At 63.8% G+C, this 18,908-nt stretch carries 16 protein-coding genes; 11 read left to right on the top strand and 5 right to left on the bottom strand.

What is annotated here, in order from left to right; translation table 11 throughout:
- Nucleotides 1–2 precede the first annotated feature (2 nt).
- On the bottom strand, nucleotides 3–311 hold the full coding sequence (rpmB, locus tag CQ13_RS05855) for a 50S ribosomal protein L28 (protein WP_057842044.1): 309 nt from the start codon (nucleotides 309–311) through the stop codon (nucleotides 3–5).
- A gap of 339 nt (nucleotides 312–650) precedes the next feature.
- Here rpmB and CQ13_RS05850 point away from each other — a divergent pair, with 339 nt between their 5' ends.
- The 7 genes from CQ13_RS05850 (at nucleotide 651) to CQ13_RS05820 (ending at nucleotide 10,469) form a co-directional block, all read left to right on the top strand.
- Nucleotides 651–1,553, top strand: coding sequence for a DUF3108 domain-containing protein (locus CQ13_RS05850; protein WP_057842043.1), 903 nt, complete (start codon nucleotides 651–653; stop codon nucleotides 1,551–1,553).
- 622 nt (nucleotides 1,554–2,175) lie between these two features.
- Complete coding sequence (locus CQ13_RS05845) at nucleotides 2,176–5,613, top strand: helicase-related protein (RefSeq protein ID WP_057842042.1); 3,438 nt, start codon at nucleotides 2,176–2,178, stop codon at nucleotides 5,611–5,613.
- 75 nt (nucleotides 5,614–5,688) lie between these two features.
- A complete protein-coding gene (locus CQ13_RS05840) occupies nucleotides 5,689–5,958 on the top strand; it encodes an RNA-binding S4 domain-containing protein (RefSeq protein WP_057842041.1) in 270 nt (89 codons plus the stop codon).
- A 124-nt stretch (nucleotides 5,959–6,082) separates the two neighbouring features.
- On the top strand, nucleotides 6,083–6,421 hold the full coding sequence (gene fdxA, locus CQ13_RS05835; protein ID WP_057842040.1) for a ferredoxin FdxA: 339 nt from the start codon (nucleotides 6,083–6,085) through the stop codon (nucleotides 6,419–6,421).
- 416 nt (nucleotides 6,422–6,837) lie between these two features.
- Nucleotides 6,838–7,623 (top strand): CarD family transcriptional regulator, encoded by a 786-nt coding sequence (locus tag CQ13_RS40550; protein WP_245309037.1) that lies wholly within the window; start codon nucleotides 6,838–6,840, stop codon nucleotides 7,621–7,623.
- Nucleotides 7,624–7,748: 125 nt separating this feature from the next.
- A complete protein-coding gene (locus CQ13_RS05825; protein ID WP_156433520.1) occupies nucleotides 7,749–8,222 on the top strand; it encodes a hypothetical protein in 474 nt (157 codons plus the stop codon).
- Between the two features lie 678 nt (nucleotides 8,223–8,900).
- Nucleotides 8,901–10,469: a peptidoglycan-binding protein gene (locus CQ13_RS05820; protein WP_057842038.1), complete on the top strand. Its 1,569-nt coding sequence runs from the start codon at nucleotides 8,901–8,903 to the stop codon at nucleotides 10,467–10,469.
- Nucleotides 10,470–10,623: 154 nt separating this feature from the next.
- On the opposite strand, the gene CQ13_RS05815 is transcribed toward CQ13_RS05820, so the two are convergent.
- Both CQ13_RS05815 and CQ13_RS05810 read right to left on the bottom strand, forming a co-directional pair.
- Entirely contained in the window at nucleotides 10,624–12,078 is a 1,455-nt protein-coding gene (locus CQ13_RS05815; protein WP_057842037.1) for a M48 family metalloprotease, read from the bottom strand.
- A gap of 135 nt (nucleotides 12,079–12,213) precedes the next feature.
- Entirely contained in the window at nucleotides 12,214–13,005 is a 792-nt protein-coding gene (locus CQ13_RS05810; protein WP_057842036.1) for a thermonuclease family protein, read from the bottom strand.
- A 77-nt stretch (nucleotides 13,006–13,082) separates the two neighbouring features.
- Here CQ13_RS05810 and CQ13_RS05805 point away from each other — a divergent pair, with 77 nt between their 5' ends.
- The 4 genes from CQ13_RS05805 to CQ13_RS05790 all read left to right on the top strand — a co-directional run bounded on the left by CQ13_RS05805 (nucleotide 13,083) and on the right by CQ13_RS05790 (nucleotide 16,721).
- Nucleotides 13,083–13,496 (top strand): VOC family protein, encoded by a 414-nt coding sequence (locus CQ13_RS05805; protein ID WP_082637333.1) that lies wholly within the window; start codon nucleotides 13,083–13,085, stop codon nucleotides 13,494–13,496.
- Between the two features lie 316 nt (nucleotides 13,497–13,812).
- Entirely contained in the window at nucleotides 13,813–15,021 is a 1,209-nt protein-coding gene (locus CQ13_RS05800; protein ID WP_057842035.1) for an ABC transporter substrate-binding protein, read from the top strand.
- A gap of 139 nt (nucleotides 15,022–15,160) precedes the next feature.
- Entirely contained in the window at nucleotides 15,161–15,955 is a 795-nt protein-coding gene (locus CQ13_RS05795; RefSeq protein WP_057842034.1) for an enoyl-CoA hydratase, read from the top strand.
- Between the two features lies 1 nt (nucleotide 15,956).
- Nucleotides 15,957–16,721: a VOC family protein gene (locus CQ13_RS05790; RefSeq protein ID WP_057842033.1), complete on the top strand. Its 765-nt coding sequence runs from the start codon at nucleotides 15,957–15,959 to the stop codon at nucleotides 16,719–16,721.
- Nucleotides 16,722–16,911: 190 nt separating this feature from the next.
- On the opposite strand, the gene CQ13_RS05785 is transcribed toward CQ13_RS05790, so the two are convergent.
- Nucleotides 16,912–17,712 (bottom strand): enoyl-CoA hydratase/isomerase family protein, encoded by an 801-nt coding sequence (locus CQ13_RS05785; protein ID WP_057842032.1) that lies wholly within the window; start codon nucleotides 17,710–17,712, stop codon nucleotides 16,912–16,914.
- Nucleotides 17,713–17,729: 17 nt separating this feature from the next.
- Nucleotides 17,730–18,890 (bottom strand): acyl-CoA dehydrogenase family protein, encoded by a 1,161-nt coding sequence (locus CQ13_RS05780; protein ID WP_057842031.1) that lies wholly within the window; start codon nucleotides 18,888–18,890, stop codon nucleotides 17,730–17,732.
- Between the last annotated feature and the right edge of the window lie 18 nt (nucleotides 18,891–18,908).

Below are 18,908 nucleotides of genomic sequence, written 5' to 3'. Positions count from 1 at the left end.
GCTCAGCTCGCCTTCTTCACGGGGGCGGGCTTGCCGACTTTCTTCTCGATCGCGCGCTTCAGCTCGAGGGCGCGGGGGGAGAGGACGTCGGCCTTGGCCTTCAGGAGGTAGGCATCGAAGCCGCCATTGTGGTCGACGCTCTTGAGCGCATTGGTCGAGACGCGCAGGCGCACGTTGCGGGCGAGCGCGTCCGAGATGAAGGTGACATTGACAAGGTTCGGCAGGAAGCGCCGCTTGGTCTTGATGTTGGAGTGGCTCACCTTGTGGCCCACCTGGGGGCCCTTGGCCGTCAGTTCGCAGCGCCGGGACATCTTGCAAAATCCTTTTCCATCCCCGCCATAGCCGAGCCGCTTCTCGCAGGCGCCCGCGGGGGTCCAAAATCGCGTCCATTTCCAGGAACCGCGGACGTATAGGGGGAGACGGCCACGGGGTCAAGGTTCTTGGGCCGGTTCGCTACGCGAAATCGGCCTGTTTGTCAGGGGTTCCAGCCACTTAAGCCATCATATAAAGGGCGCAATCCGCGCCGACATCATGGCTTTCGCTTAAGGAAAGACTTTGGCCTTCCCGCGAGCCGCGGGCGGCGATGAAACGTCCCTAGGAAGCGTGGTTTTCGCGAAAACATGCGTTGCTTGCCGGATATTTCTGCCTAAATGAACACCCAATCGCGCCGATCCCTGGATTTTCCATTCGTGACTGCCAGATGCGCCGTTTCGCGCCAAACCCTCTCCGCAAGGCTCGGCCTCGCCATCGGCCTGTGCGCCGCGTGGGGCTTACTCGCGCCGCAGACAGCTTCCGCGCAGGGACGGCTGGATGCGCATTATGAGGCGACGCTGGCGGGCATTCCGGTCGGCAAGGGAAGCTGGACCATCGAAATCGGCGACGATGTGTTTTCGGCCTCGGCGCAAGGCGGCACGGCCGGGCTGTTGAAGGCGTTTGCCGGCGGCACCGGTTCCGGCGCCAGCCAGGGTCGCATCGTGAACGGCGCGCTGGTCGCGAACGCCTATACCGCGACCACCACCACGCAGAAGAAATCCGAGACTATCCGGATTTCGCTGGCCAATGGCGGCGTGAAGGAATTTTCGATCGACCCGGCGCCGCCGGTCGATCCCGGCCGCATTCCCGTCACCGACGCGCACCGCAAAAGCGTGCTCGATCCCATGACGGGCTCACTGCTGCGCGTGCCCGGCAATGGCGAAGTGCTGGCGCCGGATTCCTGCCGCACCGGAGCCGGGATTTTCGACGGACGCATGCGCTACGATCTCAAGCTCGATTACAAGCGCATGGAAACGGTCAAAGCCGAAAAGGGCTATCACGGGCCGGCGCTGGTCTGCGCGATCTATTTCAACCCCGTCGCGGGCTACATCCCCGATCGCCCCGTGATCAAATATCTCGCGAGCGAACGGCGGATCGAGATCACCTTCGTGCCGATTGCGGGGACGCGCGTCTTGGTTCCGTTCCGCATGACGATCCCGACGCCGTTTGGCCTTGCGATGCTGGAAGCGACGTCGTTCGTGACGACGGCGATGCCGCCACGGGTAGCGAAGACGAATTGAGGCCTTCTTCCCCCCTCCTCTTGTGGGAGAGGGTGGCGCCGAACGAAGTTCGGCGACGGGGTGAGGGGTTCTCCATCCGGCGCTTCGCGCCACCTTCTCCCACAAGGGGAGAAGGGAAGGTCCCGCAAGGGGCGAGGGAGAGGAGCTCCCTCCGACGAAGTCGATGCAACCGCCATGAATCATGTTGACTCTTGACCACTTCTGATTCGACTCCGGTCTTTAAGAAATTGGTCCCGAAACCGTCGCTTGTGGAGCCGCCTTAAACTTGATCTAGTGTTGCCCGCAGCGCTTCAGCGCGAGATGTTGCGGTGAACGTATCGGGTCTCGGGAGGAGTCAGCGATTCGGACGCGATTCGTTCCAGACTCGTTCCAGAGCTTAAGCCGCGACCGCATCGCCGTCGCAAAGTGAAACAGAATCGGCGCAGTTAGTGCCAAACGAAAGAGAAACTCCGCGTTTTTCCGTCATTGCGAGAAGCGAAGCGACGAAGCAATCCATACCTCCACACGTGTGGCGCTATGGATTGCTTCGCGGAGCCTGTCATCCGGCGGCGCTTTGCGCCGACCGGGTGCCTCGCAATGACGGGCTGGGCGCTCGCACCTAAATAAGAAACACCTGCACAGAATGGCTTTCTCTCCTTCCAAGTTCGCGACTGATCGCGCGCCCGGCGCGGGGGTTACCGCTGTGCTCGGGCCGACCAACACCGGCAAGACGCATCTGGCCATCGAGCGGATGCTGGGGCATTCGTCGGGCGTGATCGGCCTGCCGCTGCGGCTGCTCGCGCGCGAGGTCTACAACAAGATCGCCGCTCGCGCTGGGACTGAAGCGGTCGCGCTCGTCACGGGTGAAGAGAAGATCAAGCCGAAGAACCCGCGCTACTGGGTTTCCACCGTCGAGGCGATGCCCAGGGATCTCGACGTCTCGTTTCTCGCCGTCGACGAAATCCAGATCGCGGCCGATCTCGAGCGCGGGCATGTCTTCACCGACCGCATCCTGCACCGTCGCGGCCGCGACGAGACGCTGCTGCTCGGTGCTGCGACCATGCGCCCGATCATCGAGCGGCTGCTGCCGGGCGCTTCCATCGTCACACGTCCGAGGCTCTCGCAGCTCGAATTCGCCGGCGACCGCAAGATTACGCGCCAGCCGCGGCGCACCGCGATCGTCGCGTTCTCGGCCGATGAAGTCTACGCGATCGCCGAATTGATCCGCCGCCAGCATGGCGGCGCGGCCGTCGTGCTCGGCTCGCTCTCGCCACGTACACGAAACGCGCAAGTCGCGATGTTCCAGAACGGCGACGTCGATTATCTCGTCGCCACCGACGCCGTCGGCATGGGGCTGAATCTCGACGTCGACCACGTCGCGTTTGCCTCCGACCGCAAGTATGACGGCTATCAGTTCCGCAGGCTCAATCCGGCCGAGTTCGCGCAGATCGCGGGCCGCGCCGGGCGCGCCACACGCAACGGCACCTTCGGCACCACGGGGCGCTGTGCACCGTTCGAGCCGGAACTGGTGAACGCGCTGCAGAACCACACGTTCGACAGCGTCAAAATGCTGCAGTGGCGGAATTCGAGGCTGGATTTCTCCTCGCTCGGGAGCTTGCAGGTGTCGCTGGCGCTGCCGCCGGGGCATGACGCCTTGACCCGCGCGCCGATTGCCGAAGATTTGCGCGTGCTTGATCATGCGGCGCGCGACGGCGAGGTGAGGGACATGGCCCACGGCGCACCAGCCGTGGAACGGCTGTGGGACGCCTGCCAGATCCCGGATTACCGCAAGATCGCGCCCGCTGCCCACGCCGAGCTCGTGACCACGCTTTATGCATTCCTGATGCAGAAAGGTCGGATACCCGACGCATGGTTTGCCGCCCAGGTCGACCAGGCCGACCGCGTTACCGGCGATATCGACACGCTGTCGGGCCGGATCGCGCAGATCCGCACCTGGACCTTCGTCGCCAACCGGCCGGACTGGCTGTCCGACCCCGACCACTGGCAGGGGATCACCCGTGAGGTGGAAAATAAATTATCCGATGCGCTGCATGAACGGCTTACGGAGCGTTTCGTTGACCGGCGGACCAGTGTATTGATGCGCCGCCTGCGGGAGAACTCAGTTTTGAATACGGAAATTGGCAAGACCGGCGAAGTGATTGTGGAAGGCCACGCGATCGGCCGGCTCGATGGATTCACCTTTGCACCCGATGCGGCGGAAGCCGGCTCGGACGCGAAAGCGTTGCAGGCGGCCGCCCAGCAGGTGCTGGCGAGCGAGATCAACGCGCGCGCGGAAAAGCTCTCAGCCGCGCCCGATGACCAGTTCGTGCTGACCTCCGACGGCACCATCCGCTGGACCGGCGATGCGGTGGCAAAACTCGTCGCGGCCGACGATGCGCTGCATCCGCGCATCCGCATCATTTCCGATGAGCGCCTCTCCGGCGCGCCGCGCGAGGCCGTGCAAGCGCGGCTCGATCTGTGGCTGAAGACGCATATCGAAAAGCTGTTGGGGCCGCTGTTCGGCCTGTCGAAGGCCGAGGACATCACGGGTATTGCGCGCGGCATCGCATTCCAGCTCGTCGAAGCGCTCGGCGTGCTGGAGCGCTCGAAGATCGCGAGCGAGATGAAGGATCTCGACCAAGCCTCGCGCGCGACGCTGCGAAAGTACGGCGTGCGCTTCGGCGCCTATCACATCTATTTCCCGGGGCTTCTGAAGCCCGCGGCGCGCGCGTTGGCCTCGCTGTTGTGGGCCGAGAAGCAGGACAATGTCGATATGTCCGCGCTGTCAGGCGCGCAGCATCTGGCGAGCTCGGGGCGCACCTCGTTCCCGGTCGACAAGGCGCTGCCGCGCGATGCCTATCGCGTGCTCGGCTACCGCCAGTGCGGCGAGCGTGCGGTGCGCGTCGACATCCTGGAGCGTCTCGCCGATCTCATTCGTCCCGCTTTGGCGTGGCGCGAGACGTCGCCGGGCGAGAAGCCGGCCGGCGCGTTCGACGGCCGCGGCTTTGTGGTGACGCAGGCGATGACCTCGCTGACGGGATCCGCCGGAGAGGATTTCGCCTCGATCCTGCGCGCGCTCGGCTACCGCATGGACCGCCGCCCGCAGCTCGCCCCGAAGCCCGCGCCCGAGGCCGTCGTCGAGACGGTCTCCGCCGAAACGCCGCCGGTTCAGGCGAGCGCCGAGACGACGGCAGAGATGCCGGCGGAAGAAGTCGCGGCCGAAGTGCCTGTCAGCGACGAGCCCGCACGATCGTCGGCGTCGCTGCTGCCGGATGTGACCCCGGTGGCCGCCGAAGAACCCGCTGCTGCGGCGGAAGCTGCGCCCGCCGAGACCACACCGGCGGAAGCCGCGATCGCGGATGCGCCTCCGGAACAGGAGGCGCCGGAAGCGGTCAGCGCCGCGGAAGCGGCGGCCGAACCCGAAACCGCGAGCGAAGCGCCTACCGAAGCCGAAGCGCCTGCAGAAGCCGCTTCTGTCGAAGCGCCAGCGGCCGAAGCCAAGCCCGAGACACCGGCCGAGCCTGCACTCGTCGAAGTCTGGCGGCCCGGCGGCCGTTCCGACGAGCGCCGTCCGCATCACGACCGCAGCCGCCAGCGCCATCACCGCGCGGGCGAGGGCGCGCAAGCGGCAAGCGGCGAAGGCGGTGAGGGGGCGGCGCAGCGCGAGCAGCGCCATCGCCGTGGCCGTCGCCACAACGAGTTCAGAAAGCCGCGCGAGGGCGCACCGGCCGATGCTACGGCGGCGCCGGCCGCAGCAGAGGGCGCGCCCGCGGCAGAAGCGCGTCAGGACCGTCCGCCGCGCGAGCGTTTTGAGGGCAAGGGCCGCGACCGCGACGAGCGCCGCGACAAAGTCGATCGCAACAAGGGCGAGCGCAAGGGTGGCCGCGACAAGGGCGAGCGCGGCGGCCGTGAGTTCGGCGGACGCGACAAGGGCGGCCGTGACAAGCGCGACTCTGGCCCTTCGCATCGTCAATGGGCGACGAGCGCGAGCCCACGCGAGCGCGACCGGCCGGTCGATCCGAATTCACCGTTCGCAAAACTGGCGGCGCTGAAGGAGCAACTCGCCGGCCGCAAGGAATAGCCAAAGCGTTTTCAAGCGAAGTGGGTACCGGTTCGCGTCAAGACGATGCGTGAAAGATAAACTACGAGAGATTAGTTGGAGCGGCAGCGTCTCGACAAATGGCTGTGGCATGCGCGGGTGGTGAAGGCCCGCACCTCGGCTGCCGCGCTCGTCGAGGCCGGTCACGTCCGCATCAACGGCGTGCGTGAAATGGCGCCGGGACATTCGGTGAAGGTCGGCGACGTCTTGACGATCGGGCTCGACCGCACCGTGCGCATCCTGAAAGTGGTGGGATTTTCCGAGCGGCGCGGCGACGCTGCGGCGGCGCGCGTGCTCTACGATGATTTGCAGAACGACAAGCAATAACTATCTGGAAAGGGCACGCAGGGACGCCTGAAAAACGGCCGCTAAGGGCCCGTTGCTTCCCTTGCGGCAGCGCACCGCATGCGCTACGCAAACCCCGGAAAACTGATCCGTTTCGGAGCGTTGGATGACTTACGTCGTCACTGAAGCCTGCATCAAGTGCAAATATACCGACTGCGTTGAGGTTTGCCCCGTCGACTGCTTCTACGAGGGCGAGAACATGCTGGTCATCCATCCCGACGAATGCATCGACTGTGGCGTCTGCGAACCCGAATGTCCTGCGGATGCCATCAAGCCCGACACCGAGCCGGGCCTCGAGAAGTGGCTCGAGGTCAACACCGAGTACGCCAAGAGCTGGCCCAACATCACCCAGAAGAAGGACGCCCCGCCGGACGCGAAAGAATTCGAAGGTGTCGAGGGCAAGTTCGAGAAATATTTTTCCAAGGAACCCGGTAGCGGCGACTAAGCCTGTGGATAAGTTGAGGGCTCGCCGAGCCTGATTTCCGCCTCAATCTGAACCGAACGCGCCTGTCGGATTTAACCCTGTTAGCGGTCTTATGACGGAAACCGCCCCGTAAGGGCCCGGAACCCGGCGTAAATCATTGATTTTTGCCGAAAATGTGCTATATTGGGCACATTATAAGCCGATCCCGGCCATGCGTATCCTGTGGCCCCGGTGGGTTTCCGTAAAAACATCGAACAGGGGCGTGGCAGTTCCGCGCGCAGGCTGTGTCACAGAAAACGCGTAAAAAGAGTGCTTCCAAGACGACGAAAAAAGCCGCTCCGGCCAGCCGCAGCGCAACCAAAGGCCGTGCCAAGGCGCCCATGAAGGACGCCAAGAACGTTTCGGCCACAAAGTCCTCAAAGAACAAAAGAAGCGCAATGCCAGAAAAGACTGCCAAGACCGCCGCGAAAGCGACGGGTTCGAAGACCACTGCGTCGAAAGTTGCTGCCAAGCATCCCGTCAAGACCCCCGTGAAGGCTGCTCCCCCGAAAGCCGCCGCGCCGAAGGCTGCTGCCAAGCCGGTCGCCGCCGCGCCGCGCGTCGAGGAGCCGAAGAAGGTCGTGACCCAGCGTCAGGGCTTCAAGGCCAATGAATTCGTGGTCTATCCGGCTCACGGCGTCGGCCAGATCCTGGCCATCGAGGAGCAGGAGATCGCGGGCGCCAAGCTTGAGCTGTTCGTGATCAATTTCATGAAGGACAAGATGACGCTCCGCGTGCCGACCGCCAAGGTCGCCAATGTCGGCATGCGCAAGCTGTCCGAGCCGGCGCTGGTCAAGAAGGCCCTTGAAACCCTGAAAGGTCGTGCGCGCGTAAAACGCACGATGTGGTCGCGCCGGGCGCAGGAATACGAAGCGAAGATCAATTCGGGCGACATCGTCGCGATCGCCGAAGTGGTCCGCGACCTCTATCGCTCGGAATCGCAGCCCGAGCAGTCCTACAGCGAACGCCAGCTCTATGAAGCGGCGCTCGATCGGCTGTCACGCGAAATCGCCGTCGTGCAGCATTCGACCGAGACCGAAGCGGTCAAGGAAATCGAGAGCCAGCTCGCCAAGAGCCCGCGCCGCGGCGCCAAGGCCGAAGCCACCGAAGCTGACACTGAGGCCGACGAGGCGGATGTCGAGGCCGACGGCGACGACGCTGCCGTGGCGGATGAGGCTGCCTGAAAGAATCCCAAGGATTGAACGAAAAGCCCGGTCGAGAGACCGGGCTTTTTGTTTGGGTGTAAGCAAATTCCTTCAGCGGTCCTTCTTCCCTTCTCCCCTTGTGGGAGAAGGGAAGGACGGCAATTTTGGACAGCATTTGCAGTCACTTACGCGGAAAGTGGCCCAATTTTCGACTTTTTGTGACCAGAATCGGGGGAGAACCTCCCGCCCGCATTCAGATCAACCGCAAGGGGGATTCGATGAAAGGGCAGGTTCAGTCAGTCTTTCTCGCCATTGTCATGGCCGCGCTGCTTCCGATCAGCGCGCCGGCCGCGCAGGTGAGGGAATGCAGCGCCGCGGTGCCGTCCAATCAGCAGGGGCATTGGTCCTGGCGCCTGATCGACGGGCGCAAATGCTGGTACGCCGGCAAGACTGTAATTTCGAAATCGTTGTTGCGGTGGCCTGCCGCTGCGCCGGCACCCGCGCAAGCGAAGGCCGAGGCCGAGCCGGTAAGCATCGTCACAGAGAAGCGCAGCGAGCCCATGGATGCGCAGGCGCGGATGCTTGACGATGACAATAGTTTTGAGTCGCGGTGGCGTTCGCGTGTGACTATCGAGTAGAATTAGATCGCACAAATTCCTGGTAGCACGCAGCGCTCTCCGCGTAATTGCGAGAAGCTCGCGACAAAATTGCGGAGCAATTTTGCGCTGAAGCGACGAAGCAATCCACCTATCCCCGCGTTGGCGCGGATTGCTTCGCGGAGCCTGTCATCGGGCGCGCATTCGTGCGACCAGATGGCTCGCAATGACGGCTGAGGCGTCCTGATTAGTCCACCCCGATCTTCACGCGATCGCGCGGCTCGATCTGGGCGTGCTGGTCGAGGCCGTTGAGGATGCGGAAGCGCTCGGTGGGGCGGTCGACGCCGGTGGAAGCGAACATCCGCAGCGCCCTTTATTCAATTTATTCAATCTGCACCGCACCGGCTCGATCGAGTACGTCAATTGAGTCGTCTCGCGTCATCTCTGTTCCTCGCCACTGCAACATGTCGGCGCTGACCGACATAGGTCCACGTGCCAATCGTACAAACCGCGAGCCAGTTTCGCTCCGGAACCGCGTGTGCCGCTGGCGCAACGGCGTGAACGGGAACGAATGGCATCGGGGCTTCGTTTTCCCAGCAGATCGGAAACTCGGACGAGCGCTCGTTTGCAGCAGGTCCGTCACTCATAACGGAGCTTGAACTGCGCAGTTCGAAAGTACCGCGTCGAAAAATGCTGCGAGGCAAACGGAGGAGGTTTCACATGCACAGCATTAGAAAGAGCAGGTTCCTGCTGACCACGGCAGCGCTGCTCGCCGGCGTCAGTCTGGCGGCGGCACAAGGTATGCGTGATGGTGGCGGCGGTGGAGGAATGGGTGCCGGCGGAGGAGCAGGCGCCGGCGGCGGAATAAGCGCCGGTGGTGGAGCTGGCGGCGGTGCCGCCGAACAGAGGCAGTCGGGAGGTGGAATTTCGCAGGGCGCAGGCGGCGCATCCCGCGGTGAAGGGATGACGCAAGGCCGAGCAGGCGGCCGGGCGGAAAGCCCTGCTGCTGCGCCATCGGGCGCACAGCGTAGCGAAGGAATGAGAGAGAGCGGCCGCGCGATGGATAGTGGCGAGCGGAAGATCGGCTCGGATCGGTCGCAGCGCGGGCAAAAGGATCAGACGGTGGGGCAAGGCCGCGGCGAGCGCGACCAGACGCGTCAGACCGAACAGAAGGCGCAGCAAAAGCAGAAGCCGGCAACCGCAGAGACAACCCAGCAGCGCCGTGACCAGACCGGTGCGGCAACGGAGGGTCCGAATGCAAGGCCGGGTACGACGACCGGCGCCAACACCAGGCCAAGCGCTCCTTCCCAAGGTCAGACTACGCAGCAGGGCCAGGCGACGCAGCAGGGTCAGTCCACAACGACCGGCGCCAACACCCGCGGACAGACCGATGCGCGGGCGGAAGGCCAGGGTGCGGCCGCTCAGAGCATGTCGGGCCGCGTGTCGGTGACTGCACAACAGCAGACAACGCTGCAGCAGTCGGTGCTTGGCTCGCGCAATGTGGCGCGGGTTAACGTCAGCTCCATCAACTTCCGGATCAACACCGGCGTCGTGGTGCCACGGCATGTCTCCTTTGTGTCGGTCGCGGCATTCCCCGTATTGATCGACACGTTCCCGGCCTACCGCGACTACAGCTTCTTCGTCGTGGAGGACGAGATCGTGTTCGTGGATCGGAGCCGGAGGATCGTGGACGTTGTCCCGGCAGGACCGAGGACGCGGTTCACGGGTCGTGGCCGCATCGGCGGTGGCAGCGTCGCCGCGCTCGATCTGAGCCCCGACGAAATCCGCGTGGTGCAGCGGGTGCTCATCCAACGCGGTTTGCTGACTGGCAGAGCGGATGGTGTGTTCAGCGGCCGGACGCGCGAGGCTTTGATGGTCTTCCAGCGGCGGCAGGGCCTGCAGGCCAGCGGCACGATTGATACACGCACCGTTGCCGCGCTCGGAGTGTCCAACAAGATAAGTGCCACTCAGAGCCAGTCGACGACGGCTGGCCAGCAGCCATCGGCGCAGCGGAACGCGACCGACCAGAATACCGGTCAGGCTAATGCGCCTGCCCGCCAGAACGAGCCTACGACAACCGGTCAGGCCGGACGAAACCAGCCGGCAACCACCGGCCAGGCCGGCACGCAACGGCCTCCGGCTGGTCAGACGACTGGACAGGCCCCGGCGCGAGGCGGCAATCAGCCGAGCTCCAACCAGCCGTCCGGGCAGATCAACCAGAACAACAATGCGCCGGCACCTGCGACGAAGAACCAGTCTGATCAGGGCGGTTCGGGTCGCAAGTACTGATCATCTTGAGCCCCGCTTCGGTGGGGCTCTTTTTTCCGCTTGGACGAGACATGTGCTCGCGCGGTTATTGCGTGCGCTCGTTCGATCCACCTGTCCCACGAGGAGAGAGGGGAAGGCGAGCAGCCTCGCTGAGTGATCTTGTTTCGGCCTCGCGTCAATCCACCACGATCTTCACGCGATCGCGCGGCTTGACCTGGGCGTGCTGGTCGAGGCCGTTGAGGATGCGGAAGCGCTCGGTGGGGCGGTCGACGCCGGTCATGCGGTGGGACAGCGATTCCACGGTGTCGCCGGGCTGCACGGTGATGACCTTGATACGCAAGGGGCGCGCGGCCTGGATTTCTTCAAGCGTCAGGCGGCGGAACGAGTTGACGGTCTCGCGCGCATTGCGCTCGCTTTCGGTATTGCGCTGCTTGGCGGCGAAGATGAAGCGGTAGACGTCGCTGCCGTAACGCAGCGCATAGACCTTGAACTGCCACTGATCTCCATTCGCCGACGCCGAAGCCACCGGGAAACCGTTGATCATGAGGTCTTCGGTCGAGCCCTTGTCGACGCCTTCCATCCAGCCGGAATTGAGGTAATCGGCGAGCGACTGTTCGGCCGGCACGCGCACCACGTCGAAGCGCATCGCCTGCGTGCCGCCCTCGCGCACGCCGATCACGGCCTGCGCAGTGTTGTCGAGCGTGAACGTCTCGGGCGCTTGGAAGGTGAAGCCGAGTTTCGGATGCAGGAAGCGGCGCCCGCGTACAAAGCCCTCGCTGGGGTCCTCGCCATAGACGATGTTGTCGATGGCGGCGAGATAGGTCTCGCGGTCGCGCTCGCCGCTCTGCGGCGAGGTATATTGCCGCGCGCTGGCCTGTGCGTTCTGCACGCGCTCGGGCGTTGCCGGATGCGAGGACAGAAAGTCCTGCGCGCGCGGATCGAGCGAGGTCTTGCCGGCCTTCAGCGCCGCATTGCGTTCCATCGCGGCGAGGAAGCGCGCCGCGCCATAGGGATCGAAACGGGCGCGGGCCGAAATGCCGACGCCGATGCCATCGGCCTCGAATTCCTGCTGCCGCGAGAAGCTCGCCATCGTCAGCTTGGTTTTCGCCAGAGCCAGCGCGGTCAGATCCGGATCGTTGCTCATATCGGTGACGACGCGCGTCACCACCGCCGCCTGTCGCGCCTGGTCTTCCCGGATCGAGGCGTGTTTTGCGATGACATGCGCCATCTCGTGGCTCAGCACCGAGGACAGTTCCGAGGTGTCGCTGGCGAGCGCCACCAGCCCGCGCGTCACATAGAGCTGGCCTGTCGGCAGCGCGAAGGCGTTGACCGCGCCGGAATTGAGGATGGTCACCCGGTAGGCCTGGTCCGGACGGTCGGACGCCGCCACCAGCCGGTCGACCGTCTTGCCGATCAGGGTTGCGAGTTTCGGATCGTCATAGGCGCCGCCATAGGAGGCCAGAATGCGCTCGTGCTCGCGCTCGCTCGCCGGTGTCTGCGCGACGGTGCGGCTCGGCTTCGGCGCGGGCACCGTCGGTGCGGCCGTCTCGATCTTCCCGAGATTCCCACAGGAAGAGAGCGTGAGCGCAGCGCACAACAGCGCCGGCGCAGCCAGAAGGCGGCGGCCCATGTTTCCTTCGCGCCGTTGTGCACGATGCGTCAAATCAGCCACTAAGATCACGATCCGACCGGGATCCTTGATCTCATCCCCTCTTCTTTGCACGTGATCCCAGCGAAGACCGATGCCCAGCCCTCGAATCAAGCGCTATTTCCCGCCCAGCACCTCAATCTGCCCCACCCGAAGCACTTCAATCCGTGGTCCTCCCCGCGACGAGACAACGCCGCGGACACGAATCAGTCGATTTTCGAGCGACTTAGGTCCAAGGCCGGCGCTCTCGAACGCCGGTATGATGCGCCTTGAAATAGTCGCAGCAAAGTCCCGTGTCCAGTTCCGCCCGAAATTCAGGTAGGTGATTGCCCCAGCCTGCCGAACCGACAGCACTCTGCCCTCGACCACCATAAAGTGCCCAATCGCGGCCAGAATATCGCCCGGACTTTCCGCGTTTTTTATGGCCGTGGTTTCAGCCCAGATGCCCAATTTGGCATTTCTCGCCACGCCTTCGGCGGCGGATAGCGCTGCAGCGCAATTTTTGTCGGCTATGTCGCTCGAAACCAGTGCCTCGCCGCGGCGCAGCAGTTCGCTTTGCACCGGTTGTTCCGAGCCAGCCACGAACACAATTGCCGACTGCCGGCCGTAGCGATCCGGCGTGTCGTTCTCGCCATGCAGGGTCACGTCGCGGCCGGTGATGATGGCGGACAATGCGGCCCTGCCGTTGGCCGTGTCGGTTCCCGGCCGCTCGATGCCGGCGAGGCGGATTTCCCGGCCGTCCTCGAGGCGAAAACCGCGCGCATCGACCACGGCAGCCACGCGCCCTTCGCCGTGCCGCTCCAGCGCGCAATCGGCCGCATCGGCCTGTCCGGCGATGGACGCCGGCGCGAGAAACAATGCGGCGGATACCGTAAGCGCATCTCTGTAACGCAATGCCGGACCGGTCATAACGCCGCTCTCTGTCCCGCTCGTTCCTGTATGCTCGACCAGCAATACTACCTGAGATTGCCACGCAGGGGAAGACAATGGAAGTCAACGGCATCGCCCAAGTTTTCCTCACCGCCTCGAATTACGAACGCTCCCGCGATTTCTATCGCAAGCTGTTTGCCGCTTCTCGGCTTGAGGCCGGTCATCGATACCGAGACGGGCTACTACTGCGTCGGCGGCCGCACCGCGCTCGGCATCAGCGCACCGTCGCCAGAGCACGCAGGCGCGCCTTCGAACAGCAGTGCGTCGGCCTGCACCACCTCTGCTTCCGCGCCCGCGAGCGCGCAGATGTCGACGAGCTGCACGGCTTCCTCCAGACGCTCGGCGCTAAAATCATCCGCGCGCCGCGCGAGGATCAGTGGGCACCGGGATATTACTCAATTCTGTTTGAGGATCCCGATGGCATAAGGCTCGAGCTCAATGATGTGCCGGGGAAGGGGTTGCTGGCGTGAGCGGAGCGCGCGGTACGCTGCTGATCCGGGGGGCCCGGCTCTGCGGTGCATCGAAGAGACGCTGCACGGCGTCCGGGACACGCTGATGCGTCGGGTAGGATGGGTGGAGCGAAGCGATACCCATCATGTCGCCGCGCAAGGAATTGATGGGTTTCGCTTCGCTCTACCCATCCTACGAAATCATTCCGCTTAGCGGAAATCGCGACGCAATCCACCTTCCTTCGCGCCTTGCCGCTATGCACCCCGTGCGGCATGATCCTGCCAGAGCAAAAACTTCAAAGTCGCAGGCAATGCGGCAACCAATAGGGAGAACTCCATGAAGAGAGCAATCACAGCCGTTTTCGCCGCCGCGCTGGCGATGTCGGCGAGCGCGGCAATCGCGCAGAGCAAGCCGCCGCTCAAGCTCGGCGGCATCCTCGATATGTCTGGGCTCTACGCCGATATTACGGGGCCGGGCTCGGAGACGGCCGCGAAGATGGCGGTGGAGGATTTTGGCGGCGAGGTGCTGGGGCGCAAGGTCGAGATCGTCGCGGCCGATCATCTCAACAAGGCCGACCTTTCCGCCAGCATCGCGCGCGACATGCTCGACAATCAGGGCGTCGAGATGCTGTACGACGTAGCGGCCTCCGCGACCGCGCTGGCCGCCGGTGAGATCGCGAAGGCGCGCAACAAGATCGTGATGTATAGCGGCCCGGCCTCGATCCGGCTGAGCAACGAGGCCTGCGGCCCCTACACCGTGCATTATTCCTACGACACGTTTGCGCAGGCCAACGTCACCGGGCTCGCCACCGTCAAGAGCGGCTTCGAAACCTGGTTCTTCCTCACCGCCGACTATGCCTTCGGTCAGGACCTGGAAAAGGACACCAGCAATGTGGTGGTGAAGGCCGGCGGCAAGGTGCTCGGCAGCGTCAAGCATCCGCTCAATACGTCGGACTTCTCCTCGTTCCTGCTGCAGGCGCAGAGCTCGAAGGCAAAGGTTGTCGGCCTCGCCAATGCCGGCGGCGACACCATTAACGCGATCAAGCAGGCGGCGGAATTTGGTCTGACCAGGAGCGGCGGCCAAAAGCTCTCGCCGCTGCTTGCCTTCGTCACCGACATCGACAGCGTCGGGCTGGAGACGGCGCAGGGTCTCCTGCTTGCCGAAGCCTTCTATTGGGACCTTAACGACGACACCCGCGCCTTTTCAAAACGCTTCATGGAGCGCGTCAAGCGGCCGCCGACCGCGGCGCAGGCCAGCGTCTATTCGTCGGTCCTGCATTACCTGAAAGCCGTCAAGGCCGCGGGCACCACGGATGCGGCCGCGGTAATGAAGGTGATGAAGGAGACGCCGGTCAACGACATGTTCGCCAGGAACGGCAAGATTCGCGACGACGGCCGCATGGTGCACGACATGTATTTGTTCGAGGTCAAGAAGCCGTCGGAATCCAAGGCGCGCTGGGATTATTACAAGCTGCTGGCGACGATCCCCGGTAACGAGGCATTCCAGCCGCTGGAAGCCTCGCGCTGCCCGCTGGTGAAGAAATAGAACCGCATCTGCGTAGGGTGGGCAACGCGAAGCGTGCCGCCCTTGAGCCGCAGATCGGCGAGAGATGGTGGGCACGGGGCAAGTGCGCCTTTGCCCACCCCGCGAATTCATCTCAAACAACAACAACGAAAGCACACCCATGAGCGCAAACGAAATGGTCCTCCAGAAGTTCGAACAGGGCTTGCTCACCATCACCATGAACCGCCCCGACCGGCGCAACGCGCTCAATCCCGACATGACGCGCGGATTGGTCGAAGCCGCACGGCGCGCGGCGGAGGATCACGAGGTGCGCGCGGTACTCTTGAAGGGCGCGGGCGGCACGTTCTGCGTCGGAGGTGACGTCAAGTCGATGGCGGAGGGCAGGGCGCCGCTCGGCTTCGAGGCCAAGATGGCGAACTTGCGCCGCGGCATGGAAGTCTCGCGCATCCTGCACCAGATGCCGAAGCCGGTCGTGGCGCAGCTCGATGGCGCTGCCGCCGGCGCGGGGCTTTCGATCGCGCTGTCCTGCGACCTGCGCGTAGCCAGCGCCTCCTGCAAGATCACCACCGCGTTCGCCAAGGTCGGATTGTCAGGGGATTACGGCGGCACCTATTTCCTCACCCAGATGCTCGGAGCTGCGAAAGCGCGCGAGCTCTATCTGACCTCGCCGGTACTGAGCGCGACCGAAGCCTACAATCTCGGCATTGTGACAAAGGTGGTGCCGGACGCTGACATCGATACGGAGGCGCACGATCTCGCGATGTCGCTGGCGCAGGGACCGTCAGTGACGCTGGGCTACATCAAACGCAACATCAACAACGCCGAGACGATGTCGCTGGAGGCCTGTTTTGACGCCGAAGCCATCCATCATTCGCGCTCGGGCGACACCGCCGATCACAAGGAGGCCGCAAAAGCCTTTGTCGAAAAGCGCAAGCCGGTATTTCAGGGGCATTGAGATGGCCGGATATCTCAGGCTGCGGCAGATCTGCCTGGTGGCGCCGCATCTGGAGCCGGTGATCTCGGACATTTCCGAAATCATGGGCCTCAACGTCTGTTACCGCGACGGCAATGTCGCCAAGTACGGCTTGGAAAACGCGCTGCTGCCGGTCGATACGATCCTGCTCGAAGTGGTGGCGCCGATTCAGCCGGGCACCGCGGCGGGGCGCTTTCTCGACAAGACCGGCGGCCACGGCGGCTACATGGCTATCTTCTGCTGCGACGATCCCGACGCGCGCGGCAAGCACGCCAATGCGATCGGCGTGCGCACCGCGAACGTGATCACGCACGCGCCTTATCACGGCGTGCAACTGCACCCGCGCGATTGCCGCGCCGCCTTCATCGAGTTCAATCATACCGACGGCAGCGACGATGTGCTGGGGCCCTATCCGCCGGCGGGCCCGGACTGGCAGAAGGCGATCCGCAAGGACGTGACGCTGGCGCTGACGGAAGTCGAGATGCAGAGCCCGGATCCGCAGGGGCTCGCTGAGCACTGGGGGAAGATTCTGGGTATCGCCGTCAGCAATGGGGCAGGCAGTGAGCCTGAATTGAAGCTGCCCAATGCCAGCTTCCGCTTTGTCAACGGCGCGAGCGATTTGATGAGCGGATTGACGTTCAGGGCCGCCGATATCGCGAAAGTGCGCGATGCGGCCAAGGCGAAGGGCTGCAAGGCGTCGGGCGATGTGTTCGATCTTTGCGGCGTGACGTTCAAGCTGGTGGGGTGAGGACGTAGGGTGGGCAAAGGCGCATTTGCGCCGTGCCCACCATGCATCTCAAATCGTGATCGAGATGGTGGGCACGCTACGCTTTGCCCACCCTACAGACTGATCTCGCGCGTGGAGAGAACCCTCATCCGGCGCTTCGCGCCACCTTCTCCCACAAGGGGAGAAGGGACATCGCGCAAGCGGCGCGGCCTTAGCGTCCCTTGAAATTCGCCGCCCTTCGCTCGGCGGTGGCTTTGACGCCTTCCTTGAAATCCTCCGTCGCACGCAGTTTGGTCTGCTCGGCGAGCTCGTGGTTGGTGGCGGCCATGACGCGGTCGGCGAGGCCGGCGCGCATGGTGGCGCGGGTCGAGATCAGGCCGAGCGGGGAGCATTCGGCGATTTCGGCTGCGAGCTTCATGGCCTCGGCGCGAACCTGGTCCTGCGGCACGCAGATATTGGCAAGGCCCATGCGCGCGGCTTCCTCGCCGGTGATGCGGCGACTGGTGTAGAAGATCAGTTCGGCGTTGTTGCGGCCAACGAGTTCGGGAAGCGTCGTAGTAAGGCCGAAGCCTGGATGAAAGCCAAGTTTTGTAAAGTTGGCCGCGAAGCGTGCCTCGGGGCAGGTGACGCGGAAATCGGCCGAGACGGCTAGTCCCAGGCCACCGCCGATGGCCGCGCCGTGGACGGCGGCGACGATCGGCTTCTTGTTGCGGAAGATGCGCACGGCCTGGACGTAGAGATGGTTGATCGGCAGATTGGCGGCCGGATCATTCTGCGCGCTCGCTTCCTGCTCCTGCCGCTTCGGATCGGAAAAATCCGCGCCGGCGCAGAACGCCTTGCCTTGGGCTGCGAGCACGGAGCTGCGGATTTCGATGTCGTTGTCGAACTCCTCCAGCGCATCTGCAATCTGGTTGATCAGCGAGACGTCGAAGAAGTTCAGCGGAGGTTTTCGGATCTCGATCAGGCCGACATGGCCGTGCTTCTCGACGCCGATATCAGTGTATTTGCTCATGCGGTTTCCTCGTTGAATTAGCGCAGACCGAGCCCGCGGGCGATGATGCCGCGCAGCACTTCGGTGGTGCCGCCCTGGATCGTCAGCTTGGGCGCGGTCTTGATGGCGAAGTCGAGTTGCTTTTCCAGCGTCTCGCGGTTGGTCGCGGTTTCCTCGACAAAGGCGGCGAGCTCACGCACGCGATGCGGCAATTGCTGCTCCCAGATGGTGCCGATGTCTTTCACGATAGAGGCCTCGACCACGGGCTCCTTGCCGGCCTGCAGCATGCCCGCGACCGATACCGACATGCGCCGCATCGTGTGCACCTGCGCGACCAGGCGGCCGATGCCTTCGGCGCTGCGGGTGTCCGGGTTATTGCCAACGGCGCGGACCAGTTCGGTCAGCACGTAATAAGTTTCCAGGAAGCGCTCGGGGCCGGACCGTTCATAAGCGAGCTCTGACGTCGCCTGCTTCCAGGCGCCGTCGATTTCGCCGAGCACGTGATCGTCGGGAATGAAGTGATCGGTGAACACGACCTCGTTGAATTCATACTGCCCGGTGATCTGGGCGATCGGGTTCACCTGGATGCCGGGCTGCTTCATCTTGACCAGAAACTGCGTCAGGCCGTGGCGGCGATTTTCTTTGGTCGGCGGTGACGTCCGAAAAATCGCGATCATGTAATCGGCGATATGCGCCGAGGAGGTCCAGATCTTGGTGCCGTTGATCAGATAGCCGCCATCGGTCTTGGTCGCGCGGGTCTTTGCCGCGAACAAATCGGAGCCGGAGTTCGGCTCGCTCATGCCGATCGCAAAGCAGATCTCGCCGCGGCAGATGCGCGGCAGGATTTCCATCTTGATGTGCTCGGGTGCGTATTTCAAAAGCACCGGGCCGCTCTGGCGGTCGGCGACAAAGAAGCGCCGCGTCGGCGCATTCGCCACGCGCATTTCCTCGGTCACCACATAACGCTCGAGGAACGAGCGCTCATGGCCGCCATATTTCTTCGGCCAGGTCATGCCGAGCCAGCCGCGCGCGCCGACCTTTCGGGAAAATTCCGGCACGTCGGTATCTTCGCGGTTCGGCTTGTGCGGATCGAAGGTGCCGGCGGCGATTTCTTCGGCAAGGAAGGCGCGGACTTCCTTGCGCAACTGCTCGCATTCGCTCGGCAGGCGGATCGGATCGAAACGTAGGGCTGCGGTCATTGTTGTTCTCTATGCAGG

Source organism: Bradyrhizobium retamae (assembly GCF_001440415.1).
In the GTDB taxonomy this organism is placed as follows: domain Bacteria; phylum Pseudomonadota; class Alphaproteobacteria; order Rhizobiales; family Xanthobacteraceae; genus Bradyrhizobium; species Bradyrhizobium retamae.
The sequence above is the reverse complement of the archived record's forward strand: the minus strand, read 5'-3'. Positions and strand labels throughout refer to the sequence as shown.